The following is a 20,816-nucleotide window of genomic DNA, read 5'->3' as shown; positions in this document are numbered from 1 at the left end:
CATGAAAGACGACGTCTACGGCTACGACCAGCAGTTGTACGACCGGTCGTTCCTCAACTGCTACCAGCGGCAGGCCATGGTCATGCTCGCCGAGCGGGTGCCCGACCTGCCGCTGGCCTTCTCCCCCTGCCTGGTCGCCGGCGACGACATCGCCGACCAGGTCATCCGCATCGGCCGCCCGAAGTACGACTTCCAGAGCGCCCTTCTCGACCCCGCCAACCTCGCCCGCGTCGGCGTCGCCAGGGAGTACCTGCCGTTCGACACCTACGCGCAGGCGCGCGACCTCATCATCGAAACCGTCCGCCGCGCCGGGTACGTGATCCTGTTCGTGGACGTCTACTACCTGCCGCACACCCCCGAATACCGCGTCGACCACGTCGTGCACACCATCACGCTCACGTCCTTCGCGGACGGGCGCTGGTCGATCCTCGACGACAACCGGGCGAGCGTGCTGTGCCGCTACGCCTACCCCGAGGACGTCATCGCCGCCGCCTACGACAACGGCAAGCTGCGGCACGTGAGCTGGTTCCCTGCCGGGCCGTACGACGTGCACGCCGCCGTGACCGGCTCCGCGGCGGCGTTCACGGAGGTGCTGCGCGACCACGACGACACGTACGCGCTGCTGGACGGGGTGGCCGACCTCCTGGCCACCCCGTGGATCGCCCCCGCCCGCACCATCGCCCTGCTCTACGACGCCTTCTCCGTCTACGAGGGGTCGCGGGCCTGCCTGCGCGCCTTCGCGGCGCGGCAGCCCGCGTACGCGGACGCCGAACCCGCGCTCGCCGACCTCGTCGCGCGGTGCAGGGACATCAGGAACCAGTTGATGATCGGCAAGGCCCTCGGCCAGGTGGACGCCGTCCGCGTGGCCGCCGCCTGCGCGGACCTGCGCGCGGCGGAGGAGGGCACGCTCAAGCTGCTGCGGGAACGAGGAGGAATCTGATGGCCATCGACCCACGCCTCGTCGTGACCGGGTTCCGCCCGGACGGCGCGGCGGTCATCGCCGGCGACACGCTCGTCACGCCGATCACCGCCCGCGCGCTGCCCGGCCAGGAGATGTACCTGATGTGGGGCAGCCCCGACGGCGGCGCGACCGTCGGCCCCAAGGCGGCCCCGCCGGTCACCCTGCCGTTCTTCGCGGGCGCCGGCGGGACCCGGCTCCTGCTCGTCCGCTTCCCGCCCGCCTCGTCCGTGCCGCCGCCCTCTCCTGAGGAGCGGGCCGAGATCGACGCGGAGGTCGAGGAGCGGCTGCCAGGGCTCATGGACGTCTTCGAACCGGGCGACACCTCGGGCATGCACACCACCGACACCCTCGACTACGGCATCTGCCTCGAAGGCGAGCTGTGGCTGGAGCTCGACTCCGGCGACGAGGTGCGGCTCACCCCCGGAGCGTGCGTCGTCCAGCAGGGCACCCGCCACGCCTGGCACAACCGCGCCGCCACGCCCGCGCTGATGGCGTTCGTCGGCATCGGCGCCGAGTGGGCGTCGTGAAGCGGCCCGTGGATCGGCCCGTGGATCGGCCCGTGAATCGGCCCGTGAAGCGGCTCGTGGTCGTGGCGACCGGGCCGCGTCTGTACCGGGAGTTCATGCTGCGCCAGATCGGCGAGCGGTACGAGGTGCACCTCGTCATCGGCAGGCCGGTCGACTGGGAGGCGCCGTACATCGCCTCCGCCGCCGTCGTGCCCGGCATGACGACCGGCGGCATCGTCGCCGCCGTCCGCGAGGTCGTCGCGCGGGTGGCCGCCGACGGGGTGATGACCTGGGCCGAGGACCACGTCGTGGACACCGCGCTCGCCGCCGCGGCCGTCGGCCTGCCCGGCGCAGGCCCGGATGCCGCCCGCGCCTGCCGCGACAAGCACGCCACCCGCTCCGCCCTCGCCGCGTACGCCGCTGACCAGCACGCCACCCGCTCCGCGCTCGCCGACCAGCTCACCACCCGCTCCGCCCTCGCCGCGGACGGCACCGGCCGGCGCGGCGTGCCGCAGCCGCAGTCCGTGCTGGTCGGCGACTTGGCCGAGGCGCTCGCCGCCGCCGACAAGTTCGGCTTCCCGGTCGTCGTCAAACCCAGGGCGGGGGTCGCCAGCCAGGCCGTCGCGCTGGTTCGCGACGGCGGCGAACTGGCCGACCACTTCGCCTCCGCGCACCGCCTCCCCGCCGCCGGCCTGCCGTCCGCCGACCGTTTCGTGCTGATCGAGGAGTATCTGACGGGGCCGGAGGTCGCCGTCGACTGCGTCGTACAGGACGGGCGGGTCACGCCGGTCTTCGTCTCCCACAAGGAGATGGGCTTCGCGCCGTACTTCGAGGAGACCGGCCACTGGACGGACGGGGACGACCCGCTGCTCGGCGACCCCGCGATCGCAGGCTTCCTCGACCAGGTCCACGCGGCCGTCGGCTACGAGACCGGGGCCACGCACACCGAGTTCAAGCTCACCGACGAGGGGCCGAAGCTGATCGAGATCAACGGGCGGCTCGGCGGCGACCTGCTGTCGTACCTGTGCCACTGCGCCTCCGGCGTGGACCCCGGCCTGGCCCTCGCCGCGGTGTCGTGCGGCGACGCGCCCGACCTGACGCGGACGCGGGCGCTGTGCTCGGGGATCAGGTTCGCCTACCCGCCGTGGCACGAGACCCGGATCGAGGAGATCGCCTTCTCCGCGGACGGGCTGCCGCCGGAGGCCGATCTCGCCGTTCCGCTCGTCGGGCCCGGTGAGGTCGTCCTGCTGCCGCACAAGGACCTCATGGAGGGGCGGGTCGCGTTCGCCACCGCCACGGCGGCCGGTCGCGAGGAGGTGTCCGCCGCGCTCGACCGATCGCTGGCGGCGTTACGCTGCGCCTGGAGCCCCGCATGACGGCCCCGTCGGGCGAGGGGACGCCCACCGACGGGATCGGCGCCGACGGGACGCCCGCCGGTGGGACGCCCGCCGACGGGGCGCCTGCCGGTGGGGCGCCCGCCGACGAGGCGCCCGCCGACGAGGCGCCTGCCGGAGTGCTGCGGACGCTGCGCGAGTTGCCCCGCTCGGCGATCGTCCTGCTGTTCGGCATCGCACTCAACCGCATGGGCAGCTTCGTCGCCCTCTTCCTCGTCCTCTACCTGACCGGCATCGGCTACAGCCCGGCACAGGCGGGCCTCGTCCTCACCGGCTTCGGCGCCGGCTCCATCGTGGGAACGTTCGTCAGCGGCACCGCGACCGGCCGGTTCGGCGCCCGCACGGTGATCATCTGGTCGATGCTGCTGTGCAGCGTCGCCACCGCCGCACTCGCCGCCGTCACGGCGATCGTCCCGCTGCTGGCCATCAGCTCCGTCGCGGGCGCGTTCGGCCAGATGTACCGCCCGGCCGCCTCCACCATGCTCGCCGAGCTGACCCCGCCGCAGCGGCTCGTGATGGCCTCGGCCGCCAGCCGCTTCGGACTCAACCTCGGCGCCGCCATCGGCCCGCTGCTCGGCGTCTGGCTGGCCGCCGCGTACTCCTACCAGGTGGTCTTCGTCGTCAACGCCGTCGTCAGCCTGCTCTTCGCCGTCGTCGTGCTGCTCGTCATCCCGCCCGCGCCCCGCCGCCGCACCACGGAGAACGCCCCGGCCCCCGAGGACACCGCCCGCTACCGCGACCTCCTGCGAGACCGCCGGTTCCTGCTCTTCCTCGCCGGCATGTTCATCACCGCGGTCGCCGAGGTCCAGTACCAGTCGACGCTCCCGCTCGAAATACAGCAACGCGGCTACCCGACCGCACTCTACGGCGCCGTCGTCGCCCTCAACGGCGCGCTCGTCATCTTCGTCGAGCTTCCCCTGACCACCCTCATCCAGCGCTTCTCCATGCGCGCCACCGTCGCCGCCGGCTGCCTCCTCCTCGGCGTCGGCCTGGGCCTGTTCGGCCTGCCCTTCGGCCCGTGGATCTTCGTCGTGGGCGCCGTCGTCTGGACCCTCGGCGAGATCATCAGCGCCCCGTCCATCGGCGCCTACCCGGCTCTCGCCGCCCCGGCCCCCGCCCTGCGCAGCCGCTACATCGGCGCGCTGTCCACCTGCCAGACGGCGGGCTGGGCGGTCGGGCCGAGCATCGGGACGGCGTTGTTCCAGTACGTGGGGGGTGCGGTGTGGGTCATGTGCGCGGGGCTCGGGGTGCTCGCCTGCCTGGGGATGCGGGCGGGCGTCCGGGACCCCGTCGTGCGTTGATCAGAGAGTTCACGAAGGGGCCTTCGCCTCCTGCGCCCCTTCGCAGACGACCATGGTGTTCTCGACATGACAGACGTCCACCCGCTCGAGCCGCTCGCGTGGGACCGCCCGCATGAGCCACAGTCTCCGGTTCTGCGCGTCATGCGGCTCTTTGCCCATCGGAAAGGTGATCGCGCCGGTAGCGCCGGCGACTTCGAGGCCACGCAGGTTGTCCTGCACTCCGGCGCTGACGTCCATGCCGTCCGTATAGCCGCGGATCCAGTCGAAGGCGGTGGTGACGGCGAGCGCCGCGTCGTGGGTCAGCATGACATGGTCGGCAGGCAGTGGCACGGGTGCCGGATGGCCCTCGTGCGTGCTCTTCTTACGTTCGGCCTCGACCTGCTTCATGATCTCGCGGACGACACTCTCGTGGTTGTTCGCGGCCGGGGCGCTCTCGTCCGTACGGGGATCGCTGAGCGAGATGAACCGCACATCCATGTTGTGTCCCTGCGGGTTGCGCTTCGTCTCCGTGGCCACCATGCTCGTCACATCGTCAGAGGACAGCACAGGCACATTTCGCTTCGCACAGTGAGTCCGCCACGCGTCATCCAGCACCGGGAACAGTGCGGCGCGGCCCGTGTAGAACAGGGCTCCGTATTCCCGGCACGCTTGTTCGACCATGTACCGCAGATCTTTGTCGTCGGTGTAGACGTATCTCCGGTAGAGGTTCGCTGGATAGATTTTCGCGAACTCGTCCGCCATGTCCTCGCTGTAGATCTCCAGCTCATCTCGTTGCTGCAGAATCGCCACCTTGGGGTTCTCGGGCAGCTTGCCCTCCTGCAACGGCAGGCCCGTTTTCAGCCAATGGACCGCGACTCTGGCCTGGTGTGAGTTGAGTGCCGCCATCCGGTAGAAATACGGGCACATCTTGCCGCCGAGCGGGCGCAGCCGATCGGCGCCCGCGGAGGTCGTGACCGCCGGCAGTTGCGCCCCGCACAGGATTTCCAACGCTGTTCGCACCTCGGTGCGGCTCCAGCCGAGGCCGACCACGGCCGCGATGGAATGATCCCAGGCCGCGCGCTTGACGATCGCGTCGGCGGCCATGTGGGCGTTCGTGAAATCCTGCCCCGGATTGGCGAACTCGACCTGCACCTTCCAGTCGCTCTGCTGCTTGTTGGTCTCGAGCTGCCTGGCGTAGAGCCTGGTCAGCTCCGCGGCTGTGCCGACCAGGCTGTGACCGGGATCCTGCTCCCCGGAGCGGGTGAGCTGCCCGAAGTAGATGATGCGGTAGATCTTGGCGTCCGCAGGGATGGAGTCGTTCTGATCGGTGATGAGGCGCAGGATCGGCGCGAGCGTGGAGTCGTAATTGACGGTGGCGCTACTCAGGCCGATGCATTCGCCGTTCATCGAGGACAGACCTGACCCGCACGGGCGCAGCACCCACCACCCGCCTCCGCCGAGCGGCAGCAGAATGGTCGTCGCGACCAGCAGCCAGTATCCGACGGGACGAAATCGCCGGAGGGCGCGCCGCTTGACCTGCGGCACGTCCGTGAACTTCTCGTAGGCCGCGCTCCGGTCCATGACCAGGTAAGGGCAGGGCGACACCCGCTGTGCGGAGTCCTGCCAGTCGGCATGGGCCCGGAGCAGGTCAGGGCCCGCCGGGTTCACCCGGGCCGCGGACGGATGGTCGTCGCCGCACAGGCCCGCGGGCCACACGTCCGCCTCGGCGACGACGAGCAGCGGCACCTTCCGTCCTGTGTCCGTGAGCACCCGATGCATGACCTTGAGGAAATTCGTCCGCTCGGCGTCACGGCCGATGTCGCCGAGCCGGAGAACGGCGTAGCCGCCCCTGCCCCACCCCGGCCAGGGCGCCTTGCGGCGGTAGGCGAGGCGCAGATCCTCGAGGAAGGCGAACATGAGCAGCCGCTCGATGACGGCGTCGTCCTCCTGCTCCGCCACCCTGCGCAGGTAGGCGGGCAGTGCTTCGCGCTCGCCGCGCCGCACATACGGCTCCGTGCAGAACCAGCGATGCCGGTACGTGCCACTGGACCAGAAGCGGGCCATCGCCAGGGCGGCCAGTACCGCGCCGACGAAGGAACCCGCGAGGATGAACACGTTGGCCGCGCCGGCGGTCTCCAGCCACTTCGTGAGCAGCACCGTGACAATCGCCGCCACGATGGACGGGCCGCCCAGGAATCGCACGAAATATTCGAAACGGCCGCCGAACGATCGCAGGGGGGCGCGCCGGCGCCGCCATTCTCGCAGGCGTTCTTCGTAGACCGCGTCCCGGGACCTTTGCGAGCCGCTGCCGGCCTGGTCGCCCCGGTTCTCTTCGGGTGGTTGTTCTCGCTCCTCATGGATTCGCAGCGCGAACAGAATGATCTGGGTGAGCGGAAATCGCGGCGCCGGCAACCAGGAACCCGGCACTCGGGCGCCCAGATCTCCCGTCTCCCCGGCCGCGCGGTCGATGAGTGTCCGGAAGGTCGTCTGGCGCCCGTGGTCGTGGCTCACGTCCGCGTTCGGCACCTCACCGGCGACCGCACCGGCGAAGATGGAGGCCTGCGCCTCGCGGTGCGGGCCGGTGAAGATGACCGCAGGAACGAACGTGCTTCTCTTCCAGACCGCCGATCGGCGGACCATTTTTATGGCCAGGGATCGAATCGGAGAAGCGCTCACTTTTGACTCCCGTGACCTTGACGAGAACGAATCCCGACCACGGTAAGTCGTCGCGGCCAGGCGCGAGAGACAAATGCTGGAACGCGCATTTCTTTATCTCAGCCGGTCGCCGCGCAATACCTATTCATTCCCTGCCGGTGCCATGGAAATATCCCAAAAAGCGGCGTAGCGCCCGCCCCGGTGGAGCAGCTCGTCGTGCGTGCCCTCTTCCACGATCCGCCCCCCGTCCAGAAAGGCGATGTGATCGGCGCCGCGCACGGTCCGCAACCGATGCGCCACCATCACCACGGTCCGCCCCGCCATCAACCGCTCGATCCCCTCATGCACGGCCGCCTCGTTGACCGGGTCGAGAGCCGAGGTCACCTCGTCCAGCAGCACGACGGGCGCGTCCTTCAGCAGGGCGCGGGCGATGGAGACGCGCTGGCGCTCGCCGCCCGACAGCAGGGCGCCGCCTTCGCCGACGGCGGTGGCCCAGCCGTCCGGGAGGCGTTCGATCACCTCGTCCAGGCGGGCCGCGGTCGCGGCCGCGCGGACGTCGGCCTCGGCGGCGTCGGGGCGGCCGAGGCGGATGTTGTCCTCGATGGTGCCGTCGAAGAGGTAGACGTCCTGGAAGACGATGGCGATCCGGGACATCAGCTCCTGCGTGTCGATGTCGCGGACGTCGGTGCCGCCGATGCGGACGGCGCCGGCGTCCACGTCGTGGAAGCGGGCCAGGAGTTGCAGGAGGGTGCTCTTGCCCGCGCCCGACGGGCCGACGACGGCGAGGCGCCGGCCTTCGGGGACGGTCAGGGACAGGTCGTCGATCACCGTGTGGTCGCCGTGGCGGAAGGTGACGGCGTCGAACCGCAGGTCGTGGCTGGTCGGGATGATCGGCGAGCGGGGTTCTGGCAGGGGCGGGGTGCGGAGGAGGGTGTCGAGCCTGGACAGCTCGGCGCGGGCGCCGCGGAGCTGGCCGCCGATGTCGCCGAGGGAGAGGAGGGGGTCCGCGCAGCGGGTGGCCAGGACGAGCGCCGCGAGCAGCTCGGCAGGGCCGATGGCGCCGCCGAGCGCCAGGTTGGCGCCGAGGACGAGGAGCGCGGTGAACAGAGCCTGCACGGTGAGGGAGAGGCCGAGGACACCCGGCAGCGCCGACAGTGCGGAACGGCGGGAGGCGCGCTGCAGTTCGCGCAGCGAGTCGTCGAGCAGGCCGAAGCGCTCGGCGGTACGGCCGCCGGCCCGCAGCACCGGCTGGGCCTGGAGGTATTCGACGACCCGGCCCGCGGCGCGCTGGTCACGGTGGTGGCGTTCATCGTCGGCGGCGGCCGTCGCGCGGCCCGTCCAGAGCTGGACGGCCGCCACGACCGGCGCGGTGAGCAGCGCGGCGAGCCCGAGCTGCGGGGTGAAGGCGAGCATCACCACGACGATCGTCAGCGGGGTGACGGCGGCGGAGATGTACGGCGCCAGCACGTGCGCGAGCACGCTCATCGCCTGCAGCACGCCCCTGCCGGCCAGCAGCGACACCTCGCCGACGCGGCCTGGCCCGTACCAGCCGATCGGCAGGCGGGCCAGGTGGTCGCCGAGCCGGTGGTACGTGCCGCGCAGCAGCGTCGTCCCGACGCGGAAACCGGACAGGTCACTGGCGTAGCGCAGCGCGGCGTAGCTCGCGACCGCCGCGCCGAACGCGATCAGCCACGGGCGGGCGGCGCCCGGATCGCCGCCGAACAGGGCTCGCAGCACGGGCACCAGCAGGGCGTACGACAGGCCCTCGACGACCGCGGTCGCCGTCATCAGGGCCACGGTGCGGCGCACCGGTCGCGCGTACCGGTGTCCCAGGACGCGCAGCAGCATGCGGATCATCGGGGTTCGTCTCCTCGGTGGGTCTGCCAGAACGCGGCGAACCGGCCGTTCCCGCTCAGCAGCTCGGCGGGCGTGCCGCGTTCGACGACGGCGCCGTCGTCGAGCATCACGACGGTGTCGGCGTCGGCGATCGTCTCCAGGCGGTGGGCGATGACCACGATCGTGCGGTCGCCGCGCAGCGTGGCCAGCGCCTGCCGGACGGCCTGCTCGGTCTGCGGGTCGGCGAACGCGGTCGCCTCGTCCAGCACCAGCACGGGGGTGTCGGCGAGCAGCGCGCGGGCGATGGCGATGCGTTGCGCCTCGCCGCGCGACAGCTCGGCCTCCTCGCCGAGCACCGTGTCGTAGCCGCGCGGCAGCCGCAGGATCCGGTCGTGGATGCCTGCCAGCCGGGCGGCGCGGATCACCCGGTCCTGGTCGGCCTGCGGGACGGCCAGCGCGATGTTGTCGGCGACGGAGGCGCGCAGCAGGCGGATGTCCTGGAAGACGAAGGAGACCGTCCGGTAGAGCTCCCGGCTGCCGAGGTCGCGCAGGTCGACGCCGCCCAGGGTGATCGAGCCGTGCGTGGGGTCGAAGAACCGCGGCAGGAGCTGCACCAGCGTGGACTTGCCGCTGCCCGACGGGCCGACGATCGCGGTGACCGTGCCGGGCTCGAAGGCCAGGTCGATGCCGCGCAGCACCTCGCGCCCCGCGTCGTAGCCGAAGCGCACGTCCCGCAGCTCCACCCGGTGGCCGCGCGCCGCGACCGGGCGGGCGGGCTCGGGCAGCGGCTCCACCGCCAGGACGTCCCTGATCCGGCCGGCCGCGCGCCAGGCCGCCGTCATGTCGTCGAACCCGTGCCCCAGCGCCGCCACCGGCGCGGTCAGCCCCAGGCCCAGCAGGAGGAAGGGCAGCAGGTCGGCCGGCGCCAGGCCGCCGCCCGCGATCAGCGCCGTGCCGCCGACCAGCACCACCAGCAGCACGAACGGCGGCGCCAGCGCCGTCTGCATCCCGGCGGCGATCGGCGCCAGCCCGCGCGCCCACCGCAGGAACGTGCCGGCGAACTCGTCGGTGGCCGTCAGGAACTTCCGGTGCGTACGACCGGCGCCGCCGAACGCCTTGACCACCGCGATGCCCTGCACGAACTCCACCGCCGAGTCGGCGATCCGCCCCATGGCCGCGTCGAACTCCCGCTGCTCCCGCTCCCGCGCAGGCGTCATCATCAGCGGGACCAGCGCCACCGCCATCAGCACCGGGATCAACGTGATCAGTGTCAGCCGCCAGTCCACGGTGAACAGGTAGACCAGCGACACCAGCGGCACCACGAACGCCGAGACCAGCTCGCCGGGCGTGTGCGCGATGAACGGGTGCACCGCGCTCACGTCCTCGCCCACCACCTTGGCCAGCTCGCCCGTGCCGCGCCGGGAGAACCAGCCGATCGGGACGCGGCCCAGGTGCTCGGCCAGCCGCCGCCGGAACGCGAGCTGCACCTGGCCGTCGAGCAGGTGCCCGATCCCCGACGACGCGGTGGTGAACGCCAGCCGGACCAGCAGGCCCGCCACGCCGATGAGCACCACGCCCCAGACGTGGGCGCGGTCGGCCGGGGCGGGGGACAGCAGGACGCGCCCCAGCTCGGCCACCGCCAGCAGCGGCGCCAGGCCCGCCACCGCGCCGATCACCTGGAACATCACCAGGGCGGCGAAGCCGCCGGCGTGCGGGCGCAACAACCCCGCGACGCTCTGAACGCGCCCGTGCGCCGGGGGGCTCCCGTCTGCGTGGGGACTTCCGTGCGGTGGGAGGCTTTGGCGCGCTGGGGGAGCCTCGGAGGGGGCGGCGGGCTCAGGCACCGAGGGACTCCCGGAGGAAGGCGAGGATCTCCGCCCGCGCGGGCGTCGCCTGCGGCACCATGCCCGGCATGCTGAGGAACGCGTGCCCCGCCTCCGGGTACTCACTGAGCCGCGCGGGCGTCCCGGCCGCCTGGAGCCGTTCGGCGTAACGGCGGCCGTGGTCGGCGAGCGGGTCGTGGGTCGGCACCACCACGAGCGCCGGGGCCAGGCCGTCCAGGTCGTCGGCGTACAGCGGGGACAGCGCGCGGGCGTCGGCGCCCTCGGGGACGGCCAGCCGCTGGAAGAAGCGCAACTGCGGGAGGGAGAGGGAGGGCGTCTGCGGGAACTGGGCCATCGAGTCGTACGACAGGGCCGTCGAGGTCACGTCCACCGCGGGGTTGACCAGCACCTGCGCCCGCAGGGACAGGCCCTCACGCCTGGCCCTGACGGCCGCCAGCGCGCTGATCAGCCCGCCGCAGCTCTCGCCGAAGACGGCGACGCGGGACGCGTCGACGCCCCACGCCGCGGCGTGCTCGACCACGTGGCGGAGTACGTCCCAGCCGTCGGCGGCGGCGGCCGACAGCGGCGTCTCCCAGTCGAGGAGGCGGTGCTCGACCGAGACGACGAGCGCCGGCAGGTGGGCGGCGAGGTGGCTGTTGATCCAGTCGCTCTGCGCGGCCGTGCCGACGAACCCGCCTCCGTGCACGTGGATCACGAGGGGCAGGAGGCCTGCGGCGGAGGGCCGGTACACGCGGACGGGGACCTCACGGCCGGACAGCTCACGGCCGGGCAGCTCACGGCCGGGCAGGTCGTGGCCGGGGAGGTCGCGGTCGGACAGGTCGCGGTCGGACAGGTCGCGGTCGGGGAGTGCCACCTGTTGCCAGCCGATCGTGGCGCCGGGGTCCGGCTCCCCGGTGATCACCCGTGCCGCGGCGGACGCCCGGACGCGGTTCTCGGCGTCCCGGAAGGCGGTCAGCTCCTCGGCGGTCACGGTGGACGACCAGTCCGGCTCCGCCGGGCGTCCCATCGCGGTGATGTCGGTCATGGACCCTCCTGAAGGTTCCGCTACTTGAGGTTTCGAAACTAACGGTAGCGCAATTCGGTATCGTGTGAGCATGAGCTCGACCACACCCGCCCGCCCGCCCGGCCGCCCGCGTTCCGGCGTCAACGACGCGGTCTTCGCCGCGACGCTGAGCACGGTCCAGGAGCTGGGCTACGCGCGCGCCACGGTGGAGCGCATCGCCGCCGCGGCGGGCATCGCGAAGACGACGATCTACCGGCGCTGGCCGACGAAGGGCGCGCTGATCGTGGACGTCCTGCTCGACGCGTTCGGCCCGGTGCCGCTGGAGGGTGGCAGCCGGGCCGAGATGATGTCCTCGATCATCCGCTGGAGTGCGGCCAAGATCGGTGAGCCGGGGGTGGGGGACGCGTTCGCGGGCGTGTTCAGCGACGCCGTCAGCGATCCCGAACTGCGCGAGATCCTCTCGTCGCGGTTCCAGGATCCCTACCGGATCGCGCTCCAGGAGGCGCTCGACGAGCCGGAGCAGCGGGTGCTGTTCTTCATCGACGTCGTCGTGGGCACCCTGCTGCACCGGATGGGCATGACCGGCGAGCCGATGGTGGACGAGGACGTGGACGCGCTGGTGGAGCTGGTCCTGCCGTCCTTCAGGTGAGGCGTTCCGGCTGGCGCTCGTGGACGCGGAAGACGGGATGCCGGGGCGCGATCCGCAGGAACTCCGCCAAGGGGGCCGACGGCCCGAGCCTCAGGTGCGGGCGGGCGCCGGGTGCGCCGGCCAGGTAGCGGCGCAGGATCTCGGGCCGTTCCTCCGCCGGGATCTCCTCCAGCAGGATCGGCGTCTCGCGGCCCTGGCGGCGCAGCGCGGCGTGCCCGCCTGCGGCTCTGACGTTGCGCACCCAGCCCGCGTCCGGGCCGAGCATCGAGACGAGGAAGTCGGCGCCGCGGTGGCGGGTGACCGCGACGGGGACCGACGTGAGGTTCCCGGTGCGGCGCCCCGCCACCTTCAGCACGGCGGCGTGCGGCGGTGACAGCCAGCGGGCCCCGTAGGCGAAGGCGTCGAGCCGGTTCCACAACCGCATGACCCCGTTCGGCCGACCGTCCCGGTACATCGCCCGCTTGAGCGCGGCCAGCCCGCGCTTGAGTGCCGCGAGCCCGCGCGTCCCCGCGCGATCTCCGCTCATCCCGCCCTTCTCCACAGCGCGACCGCCGCGGCCCCGGGGACGCACGGCAGCACCAGCAGCCAGCCCAGCAGCGGCGCCAGCCCGACGTCGCCGGAGACGTCCCGGACGGTGAGCCCGGCGACCGCGACGCACAGCGCCACCGCGAGCAGCCCGGCCCCCAGCCGCCGGGACCAGCCCTTGCCCGCGCGGGCCGCCCAGATCGTGCCGAGCCAGCCGACCAGCCCCAGCGCCCCGACCACGGCCAGGATGACCAGGTACGCCGTGACGGCGGCGTCGATCGCGCCCGGCTCGTAGGACGGGTAGCCCGCCCTGAGGTGGTCCGCCAGGACGGCCTGGTCGAGGAACGGGAAGACGGCGGCGACCGCGGTGAGCGCCGCCCCGATGTACATGATCACCAGGACGCCTGATCTCTGTGCCATGGCGCAGATCCTCTCGATTCAGACAGTTACTTTCTCCAGCGAGTGACTCTAGGGTCGCATCTCTGGCTAGTCAATGTCTTTAGAAAGTGACTATCTGATACGCTGTACGCCATGACCGGGCTACGCGAACGCTGGCGACTCAAGGCCATGCGCGCCATCCAGGAACGCGCCCTCGACCTGTTCGACGAGAAGGGGTTCGGCGCCGTCACGATCGAGGAGATCGCGGCCGCCGCGGAGGTCTCGCCCTCGTCGGTGTACCGGATCTTCGGCACGAAGGAAGGCATCGTGGTCGCCGACGTCGAGTTCGACAGCATGAGTCCGGAGGCGCTCGAAGGCATCATGGATCCGGCCGATCCCATCGGCAGCCTGCTGGAGGCCGTGCGCGCCTACGAGGCGCCGTCCGAGGGTGAAGGCGCCAAGGCGGGGAAGGGGCCGTGGCGCAGGGTGCGGTACTTCTTCGCCGAGCCCTCCGTGCGCATGGCCGTCTGTGCCACGCTCGATCGGGCGAGCGGGCGTATCGCGCCGCTGATCGCGGCGGCCGGGCGGCTGAGTGACCCGCAGGCCCGCGTGGCCACCAACGCGCTCACCTTCGGCTACTTCGCCGCCCTTGAGCAGTGGTACCTCGACGGCGGGGAACGCCCCATCGCCGACTACGTCGAGGAGGGCATGCGCCCCCTGCGCGGCATCTGGGATCCGCCGGAACCCGCCTGACCGCCGGACTCGGCCTGCGCGCCCGGATCGGCCTGCGCGCCGGGATCACGCTGCGCCGGGATCGGCCTGCGCGCCGGATCCAGTCCGGCTGCCGGTCCGGCCTGACCGCCGGATCCAGCCCGAGCGGCGCTTACTTCAGGTCTGCGAGAAGCGCGTCGAGGGTCGCGCGCAGGGAGTCGGAGCCGGCCTGGTCGAACCAGGTGGTGCGGACGCGCTCGTTGAGCCCCTTGGGGGTCTCGTGGTCGGCCGCGAGCTGCCGCAAGGAGCGGCTCCCGTCGCTGAGGCTGCGGCCCACGCCTTCGAAGAGGCCGCGCACGTAGCGGTCGGCGTCGGCGGCGGCCATGCCGTGCCCGGCGGCCCACGACGAGAGCGTGGCGAGGTAGGCGTAGTGCGTGCTCAGGGTGGCGGTCAGGGCGGAGAAGACGTTGAAGGCCGCCTCGTCGGCGACGGGCAGCGCCCCTCCCAGCGAGGCGAAGAGCGCGTCCACCACCGGATGCGAAGGGCACGTCACCGTGACCGAGCGGCGGTCGCGGACGGCGGGCAGCGGGATGGCCCGCACCACCGGCGCGCCGGTGCCGAGCGCGCGGCGCACGTCGTCGTTGGCGACGCCGCCCATCACGTTGACGACGATCTTGTCGTCGTCCACCCGCAGGCCGGCCAGCGCCTCGTGCCGGTCGTGGGGGCGCACGGCGATGATCACCAGGTCGGAGCCGGTGATCACGTCCTGGTTGCCGGCGCACACCCGCACGCTCTCGTAGCGTTCGGCCAGCTCGGCGGCCACGCGGGCGCCCCGCGGCGAGAGGAGCACCTCGGGCGCCTCGCCGTCGCCCTCGCACAGGCCGGTCACGATGGCCCGGCCGATCTCGCCCACCCCGACGATGCCGATGCGCACTGCTGCTACCTCCACGTGAACAGGCAAGACGTGCGAACGTGAGCCTATCGGCGACTCGGCTCCCCACTCACCCGCGGGCGCGGCCGGTGCCCGGTGACCTCGTGCCCGGCGTCCGGACGCAGCATCGTCATCAGCAGGGCGCCCACCAGCGCGACCGCCCCCGACAGCCAGAAGGCCACGGCGAAGTCGCCCTGGGTGAGCGGGGTGGCGGCCGGGCCGTGCGCAACCTGGAGGACGATCGCGGCGGCGGCCACCCCCAGCGCCATGGAGATCTGCTGCATCATGCTGAAGAACATGGAGGCCGAGGCCCGGTCCTCGGGCCCGATGTCGGCGAACGACAACGTGTTGATCCCGGTGAACTCGATCGACCTGGTCACCCCCGCGACGAAAGCCACCGCCGACACCACGACGAACCCCGTACGCACGTCCAGCAGCCCGAAGGCCGCGATCGACAGCGCCACCCCCACCCCGTTGCCGATCAGCACCGTGCGGAAGCCGAGCCGCCGCAGCAGCGGCGTGGTGATCGTCTTGACGACCAGGTTGCCCAGGAAGTACACCAGCACGATCTGACCGGCCTCCAGCGGCGTCAGCCGCCACGCCTCCTGCAGCATGAGCGGCAGCAGGAACGGCGTCGCGCTGATGGCCAGCCGGATGAGGTTCCCCGCGTGCAGGGTGGAGGCCGCGAACGTGGGCACCCGCAGCGGCGCCAGCTCGATCAGCGGGTGGGCGGCCCGGCGGAACCACCGGACGGCGGCCACGCCCACCAGCGAGCCGACGGCGAGCAGGGCGAGGTCCAGGCCGACGGCCGACGGGTGCGCCAGCTCGGACAGGCCGTAGATGGTCAGGCTGAGCGCGGTGATGATGAGGACCGTTCCCGTGCGGTCCAGCGGCCTGCGGTCCGCCTCGCGTGCGCCGGGGACGAAGGCCAGCACCAGCGCGGTGCCGGCGAGCGCGAGCGGCGCGTTCAGCAGGAAGATCCACTGCCAGCCGTACCAGGTGGTCAGCGCGCCGCCGACGACGGGGGCGATGACGGGCGCGATCAGGCCGGGCCAGGTGATCAGCGCCGTCGCGCGCAGCAGGTCCTCCTTGCCGGCGTTCCTGAGCACGATGATGCGGCCGACCGGCATCATCAGGGCGCCGCCGACGCCCTGCACGACGCGGGCCAGGACGAACTGCCACAGCTCCGTGCAGGCCGCGCAGCCGACCGAGGCCAGGCCGAACACCACGATCGCGGTCGCGAACACCCGTTTGGCGCCGTACCGGTCGGACAGCCAGCCGCCGAGCGGGATGAAGGCGGCGCCCGCGACGACGTACGCGGTGATGCCGATGTTCACGCTGACGGCGTCCACGCCGAACGTCCTGGCCAGCTGGGGGAGGGACGTGTTGATGATCGTGGTGTCGAGGTTCTGCATGAACCACGCCACGGCCACGATCAGCGCGACCCGCCGGGGAGCGGCCGTTGTGGGCGGTGAGCCGTGCGTCATCTTCTCTCCGGGGGTGCCGGTCGGCGCGGGCCTCGGGCGGGATCGAGGGCGGCCGGCCGGCTCTGGTGCTCGGGGAACATGGTCACATATCCGTGCGAAACCACCCCACGGTGGGGCCGGACCGGCCGCGATAAGGTACGCGCGTGAACACGGGGGAGGACGGGGCGACCCGGCGGCGCGGCGCCCGGCTGGAGGACGCGCTCCTCGACGCCGCCTGGGACGTCCTGCTGGAGCACGGCTACCTCGGCTTCACCTACGAGGCGGTCGCCGCCCGCGCCGGCACCAGCCGCCCCGTCCTCTACCGGCGCTGGCCGCGCCGCGAGGACCTGCTGCTGGCCACGCTCACCAGGCACTGGCGCCCGATCGCGATCCCCGACACCGGGAGCCTGCGCGGCGACGCGATCGGTTTCCTGCGCAACGCCGACGCCGACCGCGCGGGCATGATCACGCTGATGAGCGTGCAGCTCGTGGACTACTTCCAGGACACCGGCACGAGCCTCGGCGAGCTGCGCGACACCCTCCTGCCGCCCGGCCACCCGACCGCCTTCGAGACCATCGTGGCCCGCGCGGTCGGGCGCGGCGAGCTGCCGGACGTGCCGCGCCCCGCCCGCGTCCTGAACCTGCCGCTCGACCTGCTGCGGCACGACATGTTCATGACGATGCGCGCGGTGCCGGACGAGGCGATCGCGCAGATCGTGGACGAGGTGTGGCTGCCGCTGCTGACGGTCACTGGGCCGTCGTGAACGGCAGCACGAGCCGCGACAGGTGGGCGGCGTCGCGGTAGACCTTGTGGCTGGTCGCGCGGCCGGACGGCAGGTGCATGGCCTCGGGCGGCAGCAGGGAGTTGTGCGTGTCGGCCAGCGGCTCGTCGCAGGACAGCTCCACCTCCAGGCGGTGCCCCGGCTGGAAGGAGTTGGCGAAGGGGTAGAGCCGCACCACGTACTCCTCGATCACGCCCGGCTCGACGGGGACGGCGCGGGTGTGCGGGTGGTACGGGTCGCCCTCGGTGGTGCGGTCGTCCAGCTCGCGGTGGGAGGCCTTGAGGTAGCCGGTGGTGACGAGCTGACGCCTGCCGTCGGAGGCGGTGTCCCAGAGGCGGAGGATGAGGTTCGTGTCGTCGGTGTCGATCTCCACGAACAGGTGCGCGGCGCCGGTGCCGGCCATCTCCGTCTCCTCGGCGAACGGCTCGGTGGCCCAGGTCAGCGTCTCGACCTGGTCGGTCACCGTCAGCGGCGCCTGGTAAAAGCCGTCGGGGGCGGCGTACTCGGGGCCCAGCGGCTCGGGCTTGTCCGACAGCCTGCGGCGGGGGCGCAGGTAGAGCGGCCGGTGCTCGACCCCGTCCAGCGGCCACTGCGGTGACGTCACCCACTCGCGGGAGCCCTCGACGAAGACCTTGACGGCCGGCTCGTCCATCACGCCGGTGTCGATGCCCTTCAGCCAGTGGTCGTACCACCGGAACATGTCGTCGTGGACCTCGTGGAACGGGCGTTCCTGCATCGGCGGGTAGGGGAGGAGGTCGAGCTTCCTGGGGCCCCTGAGCGCCTTGAACAGCTCGATGCTGCCGTCCACGGTCCAGCCCCGGCCCCAGTTGATCTGCACGTAGACGGGGATGTCGATGTTCGGGGCGAGCGTGATGGGGTTGCGCTCCTCGTAGTACTCGCCGTCCAGCTCGTTGAGGATGATGTCGTACCAGAGCTCGCGGTTCTTCGGGTAGTGCAGGATGTGGGCCAGGTTGGGCCACCGGGCGACGTCGGGGTCGGTGAGCCGCGCCTCGACGCGCGCGGCCAGCTCCTCGGGGGAGAGCTGCGCCTGCATCCTGGACCTGATGTCGGCGACGGCGATGCCGGAGTCGCCGCCGCGGCCCTCCCGCGCGGCGCGGGGCATGAACCACAGGATGCCGCCGTGGTAGGAGGTCTCGTAGAAGTCGTAGTGGCCGCCGCTGCAGAAGATCGCCTTCAGGTGCGGCGGGCGCTCGGCCGCGGCCAGCACCTGCATCGAGGCGAAGTACGACACGCCCACCATGCCGACGTTGCCGTCGCACCAGGGCTGGTCGGCGACCCACTCGATGAGGTCGTAGGCGTCCTGGCCGAGCGGCGTGCCGCCGGCGTTGTAGTTGCCCACCATGACGCCGCCCGAGGCGCCGGAGCCGCGCAGGTCGGCGATGACGTGCGCGTAATCCTCCCCGGCGATGCGGGCGATGTCACCGGCCTCCAGGCAGCCGTCCCACAGCGGGCTGGGGCGGCGCTGCGGCGGCAGCATGAGCGACTGGGCCTGCAGCTCCTTGCCGTACGGGCTCATGGCGACCAGCGCGGGCCGCGGCTTGTCCTCCGGGCCGTGGTAGACGTCGAGCGCGAGGGTGACGCCGTCGCGCATCGGGGCGCCCAGGTCCTTGCGGATGGTGATCTTCTGCCCGCCCGCGTCCCAGGTCTTGACTTCGACCATGAGTGTGCGGCTCCCTTCGCCTGACTTGTGCATATTATTATATTAAATGATCGAAAGAGAGGCAGTGATGGCGCACGACGTTGACATCCACCCGCTGGTGTCGCCCTGGGGACGTTTCGGTCTCTACAGCTACTTCATCGACGCCCCCGAACCGGCCGTCGTCGACACGGGCATCGCCGCCTCTCCCGCCGGCGGCATGGCCCCCGAGCTGAAAAAGCTCGGCCGCCGCATCGAGGACGTGCGCTGGATCCTGCTCACCCACGGCCACATCGACCACCTCGGCGGCGCGCACGCGCTGTGGGAGCTCACCGGCCGGCGCGCCGAGATCGTGATCCACGAGGCCGACGCGCACCTGCTGCGCGCCCGGCAGGCCCACGTGGACCAGTACGTCAGTGTGCGGCAGCGGTACCTCGACGACCCGCACGGCGTCCAGAAGCAGACCGAGGCCGCCGCCGCGGTGATCTCCGGCGAGCTGGAGCCGACCGTGCTGCTGCGTGGCGGCGAGAAGCTGCCGCTGGGCGGCGGCGTCACCGTCTCCGTGCACCACGTGCCCGGCCACACTGCCGGATCCGTCGCCTACGCCGTGGATCTGCACGGCGACGCCGTCTTCGTCGGCGACGCCGTGCAGATCCACGGCGCCGCCAACGGCTTCCCCGGGTACGAGGACCCGGACGCCTACCGGGCGAGCCTGCTCCGCCTCCGTGACGAGATCCGGCCCGGCGCCCTGTACCTGGGCCACCCGTACCGGGGCGCGGACGGCGTCGCCTACGACGTCGTGCTCGACCGCGAAGGAGCCGAGCGGGCACTGACGGAGAGCCTGGACATCGAGGCCCGCATCGGCGAGGTCGCCGGCCGCTACCTGCGCGGCGGCCCGCGGCGCAGCGACTCGGTCTACTCGCCGTTCGCCCCGGTCGCCGAGGAGCTCGGCTACCACGGCGATCCCCGGCTGGAGCCGTCGCCGTTCTTCACGACGCTCCACGGCTATCTGCGACGGCGGGAAGCGGCTCGCTGACCTCCTGGCCGGGCGTCGCGCCGGCGCGTACGAACCAGAAGGCGAGCGCCGCGATGACGCCCGGCACCGCGAACGAGACGAAGTTCAGCTCGGCGGGCAGGCTCAGCGAGAGCAGGATCCCGCCGTACGTCGGCCCGACGATGGCGCCCACCCGCCCCACGGCGGAGGCCAGGCCGATGCCCGTCGCCCGCATCGAGGGCCGGTAGTACTGCGAGACGAAGGAGTAGGCGATGTTCTGCGAGCCCGTCGTGCACGCGCCGGCCACGAAGACCAGGACCGCCAGGATGGCGAAGCCGTCCGCGAAGCCGAGCAGGCTGAGAGCGACGGCCGAGACGACGAACATGGGGATGAGCACCCGCTTGGTGCCCCAGCGGTCGGCCAGCCTGCCGAGCACCAGCGTCCCGGCGACGGCGCCGACGTTCAGGATGATCAGGAAGGGCAGGCCGGAGCCGAGGGCGTAGCCCGCGCCGACCATGAAGCCGGGCAGCCAGATCGTCAGCCCGTTGATCATCAGCAGGCACATGAAGAAGGCGACGCCGATCATGATCGTGGCCAGGGCGCGGCGGTTCCTGAACAGCTCGGCCAGGGGCAGGCCGCCGGGGCTCTGCCGCGTGCCCACCTCAAGCTCCGCGTCGAGGGCGATCGCGGCGTCGGGGTTGACGCGGGCCAGGAGGGCGCGCAGCTCGTCCGTCCGTCCCCTGGCCAGCAGCACCGCGGGCGACTCGCGGAAGTGGCGCACCATGAACGGCAGGAACGGGACCGGCAGGATCGCCACCCAGTAGAGGCTGCGCCAGCCCAGGCCGGGCAGCATGAGCAGGGCCAGGGCGGGCGCCAGGATGCTGCCCAGCGAGAAGCAGCACAGCACGATGCCCGTCATGGTGTTGCGCAGCCGGGTGGGGGCGTAGTCGGTCAGCAGCGCCAGCACGTTCGGCATGATGCCGCCGATGCCCACGCCGCCGACGAAGCGGAACAGGGAGAAGGAGACGGGCCCCGTCGCGAACGCGCACAGGAACATGAACACGCTGAACAGGAACACGCTCACCACGAGCACGTTCCGTCTGCCGAACCAGTCCGCCAGGACGCCGAAGCAGATGGCGCCCAGCATCATCCCGAAGAACCCGTAGCTGCCGATGAGCCCGCCCTCGACGGGCGACAGGTTCCACTCGCGCATCAGCTCGGGCAGGACGGAGGCGTACCTTCTC

18 protein-coding genes are annotated in these 20,816 nt (G+C 72.0%); 8 read left to right on the top strand and 10 right to left on the bottom strand.

The window, feature by feature from the left end; all coding sequences use genetic code 11:
* Position 1: 1 nt before the first annotated feature.
* The 4 genes from FXF51_RS08090 to FXF51_RS08075 are packed head-to-tail and all read left to right on the top strand — an operon-like array spanning position 2 to position 4,162.
* A complete protein-coding gene (locus FXF51_RS08090) occupies positions 2 to 940 on the top strand; it encodes a hypothetical protein (protein WP_148433645.1) in 939 nt (312 codons plus the stop codon).
* Positions 940 to 1,488: a cupin domain-containing protein gene (locus tag FXF51_RS08085; protein WP_148433644.1), complete on the top strand. Its 549-nt coding sequence runs from the start codon at positions 940 to 942 to the stop codon at positions 1,486 to 1,488. Before FXF51_RS08090 ends, FXF51_RS08085 begins: the two co-directional genes overlap by 1 nt.
* Before the next feature lie 32 nt (positions 1,489 to 1,520).
* On the top strand, positions 1,521 to 2,843 hold the full coding sequence (locus tag FXF51_RS08080) for an acetyl-CoA carboxylase biotin carboxylase subunit family protein (protein ID WP_148433643.1): 1,323 nt from the start codon (positions 1,521 to 1,523) through the stop codon (positions 2,841 to 2,843).
* Positions 2,840 to 4,162, top strand: a complete 1,323-nt coding sequence (locus FXF51_RS08075) for an MFS transporter (RefSeq protein ID WP_148433642.1) — start codon at positions 2,840 to 2,842, stop codon at positions 4,160 to 4,162. The genes FXF51_RS08080 and FXF51_RS08075 overlap by 4 nt, the downstream gene beginning before the upstream one ends.
* A gap of 9 nt (positions 4,163 to 4,171) precedes the next feature.
* On the opposite strand, the gene FXF51_RS08070 is transcribed toward FXF51_RS08075, so the two are convergent.
* The 4 genes from FXF51_RS08070 to FXF51_RS08055 all read right to left on the bottom strand — a co-directional run bounded on the left by FXF51_RS08070 (position 4,172) and on the right by FXF51_RS08055 (position 11,500).
* A complete protein-coding gene (locus FXF51_RS08070) occupies positions 4,172 to 6,817 on the bottom strand; it encodes an ABC transporter substrate-binding protein (protein ID WP_148433641.1) in 2,646 nt (881 codons plus the stop codon).
* 120 nt (positions 6,818 to 6,937) lie between these two features.
* Positions 6,938 to 8,653: an ABC transporter ATP-binding protein gene (locus FXF51_RS08065; protein WP_148433640.1), complete on the bottom strand. Its 1,716-nt coding sequence runs from the start codon at positions 8,651 to 8,653 to the stop codon at positions 6,938 to 6,940.
* A complete protein-coding gene (locus tag FXF51_RS08060; RefSeq protein ID WP_262379352.1) occupies positions 8,650 to 10,356 on the bottom strand; it encodes an ABC transporter ATP-binding protein in 1,707 nt (568 codons plus the stop codon). Before FXF51_RS08060 ends, FXF51_RS08065 begins: the two co-directional genes overlap by 4 nt.
* A 112-nt stretch (positions 10,357 to 10,468) precedes the next feature.
* Complete coding sequence (locus FXF51_RS08055; RefSeq protein WP_148433639.1) at positions 10,469 to 11,500, bottom strand: alpha/beta hydrolase; 1,032 nt, start codon at positions 11,498 to 11,500, stop codon at positions 10,469 to 10,471.
* A 70-nt stretch (positions 11,501 to 11,570) separates the two neighbouring features.
* Here FXF51_RS08055 and FXF51_RS08050 point away from each other — a divergent pair, with 70 nt between their 5' ends.
* Positions 11,571 to 12,128 carry a TetR/AcrR family transcriptional regulator gene (locus FXF51_RS08050; protein ID WP_148433638.1) on the top strand — a complete coding sequence of 186 codons (558 nt, stop codon included), beginning with the start codon at positions 11,571 to 11,573 and terminating at the stop codon, positions 12,126 to 12,128.
* Here FXF51_RS08050 and FXF51_RS08045 read toward each other — a convergent pair.
* Together FXF51_RS08045 and FXF51_RS08040 are read right to left on the bottom strand one after the other, a co-directional pair.
* Complete coding sequence (locus FXF51_RS08045; protein WP_222871182.1) at positions 12,121 to 12,654, bottom strand: nitroreductase/quinone reductase family protein; 534 nt, start codon at positions 12,652 to 12,654, stop codon at positions 12,121 to 12,123. The two genes, FXF51_RS08050 and FXF51_RS08045, sit on opposite strands and share 8 nt — an antisense overlap.
* Complete coding sequence (locus FXF51_RS08040; RefSeq protein ID WP_148433637.1) at positions 12,651 to 13,073, bottom strand: hypothetical protein; 423 nt, start codon at positions 13,071 to 13,073, stop codon at positions 12,651 to 12,653. The genes FXF51_RS08045 and FXF51_RS08040 overlap by 4 nt, the downstream gene beginning before the upstream one ends.
* A gap of 111 nt (positions 13,074 to 13,184) precedes the next feature.
* On the opposite strand from FXF51_RS08040, the gene FXF51_RS08035 reads away from it, so the two are divergent.
* Positions 13,185 to 13,784 carry a TetR/AcrR family transcriptional regulator gene (locus FXF51_RS08035; RefSeq protein ID WP_148433636.1) on the top strand — a complete coding sequence of 200 codons (600 nt, stop codon included), beginning with the start codon at positions 13,185 to 13,187 and terminating at the stop codon, positions 13,782 to 13,784.
* Positions 13,785 to 13,914: 130 nt separating this feature from the next.
* On the opposite strand, the gene FXF51_RS08030 is transcribed toward FXF51_RS08035, so the two are convergent.
* Positions 13,915 to 14,691, bottom strand: a complete 777-nt coding sequence (locus FXF51_RS08030) for an NAD(P)-binding domain-containing protein (protein WP_148433635.1) — start codon at positions 14,689 to 14,691, stop codon at positions 13,915 to 13,917.
* Between the two features lie 29 nt (positions 14,692 to 14,720).
* A complete protein-coding gene (locus tag FXF51_RS08025) occupies positions 14,721 to 16,160 on the bottom strand; it encodes an MFS transporter (protein WP_148433634.1) in 1,440 nt (479 codons plus the stop codon).
* Positions 16,161 to 16,303: 143 nt separating this feature from the next.
* On the opposite strand from FXF51_RS08025, the gene FXF51_RS08020 reads away from it, so the two are divergent.
* Positions 16,304 to 16,903: a TetR/AcrR family transcriptional regulator gene (locus FXF51_RS08020; protein ID WP_148433633.1), complete on the top strand. Its 600-nt coding sequence runs from the start codon at positions 16,304 to 16,306 to the stop codon at positions 16,901 to 16,903.
* Here FXF51_RS08020 and FXF51_RS08015 read toward each other — a convergent pair.
* Positions 16,887 to 18,602 carry a CocE/NonD family hydrolase gene (locus FXF51_RS08015; RefSeq protein WP_148433632.1) on the bottom strand — a complete coding sequence of 572 codons (1,716 nt, stop codon included), beginning with the start codon at positions 18,600 to 18,602 and terminating at the stop codon, positions 16,887 to 16,889. The two genes, FXF51_RS08020 and FXF51_RS08015, sit on opposite strands and share 17 nt — an antisense overlap.
* A 67-nt stretch (positions 18,603 to 18,669) precedes the next feature.
* Between FXF51_RS08015 and FXF51_RS08010 the strand changes: the two genes are divergently transcribed.
* Positions 18,670 to 19,614 (top strand): MBL fold metallo-hydrolase, encoded by a 945-nt coding sequence (locus FXF51_RS08010; protein WP_148433631.1) that lies wholly within the window; start codon positions 18,670 to 18,672, stop codon positions 19,612 to 19,614.
* Here FXF51_RS08010 and FXF51_RS08005 read toward each other — a convergent pair.
* Positions 19,568 to 20,797, bottom strand: a complete 1,230-nt coding sequence (locus FXF51_RS08005) for an MFS transporter (RefSeq protein ID WP_262379366.1) — start codon at positions 20,795 to 20,797, stop codon at positions 19,568 to 19,570. The genes FXF51_RS08010 and FXF51_RS08005 overlap by 47 nt on opposite strands.
* Positions 20,798 to 20,816 lie beyond the last annotated feature (19 nt).

The organism is Nonomuraea sp. PA05 (genome assembly GCF_008086045.1).
GTDB classification, from domain to species: domain Bacteria; phylum Actinomycetota; class Actinomycetes; order Streptosporangiales; family Streptosporangiaceae; genus Nonomuraea; species Nonomuraea monospora.
The sequence above is the reverse complement of the archived record's forward strand: the minus strand, read 5'-3'. Positions and strand labels throughout refer to the sequence as shown.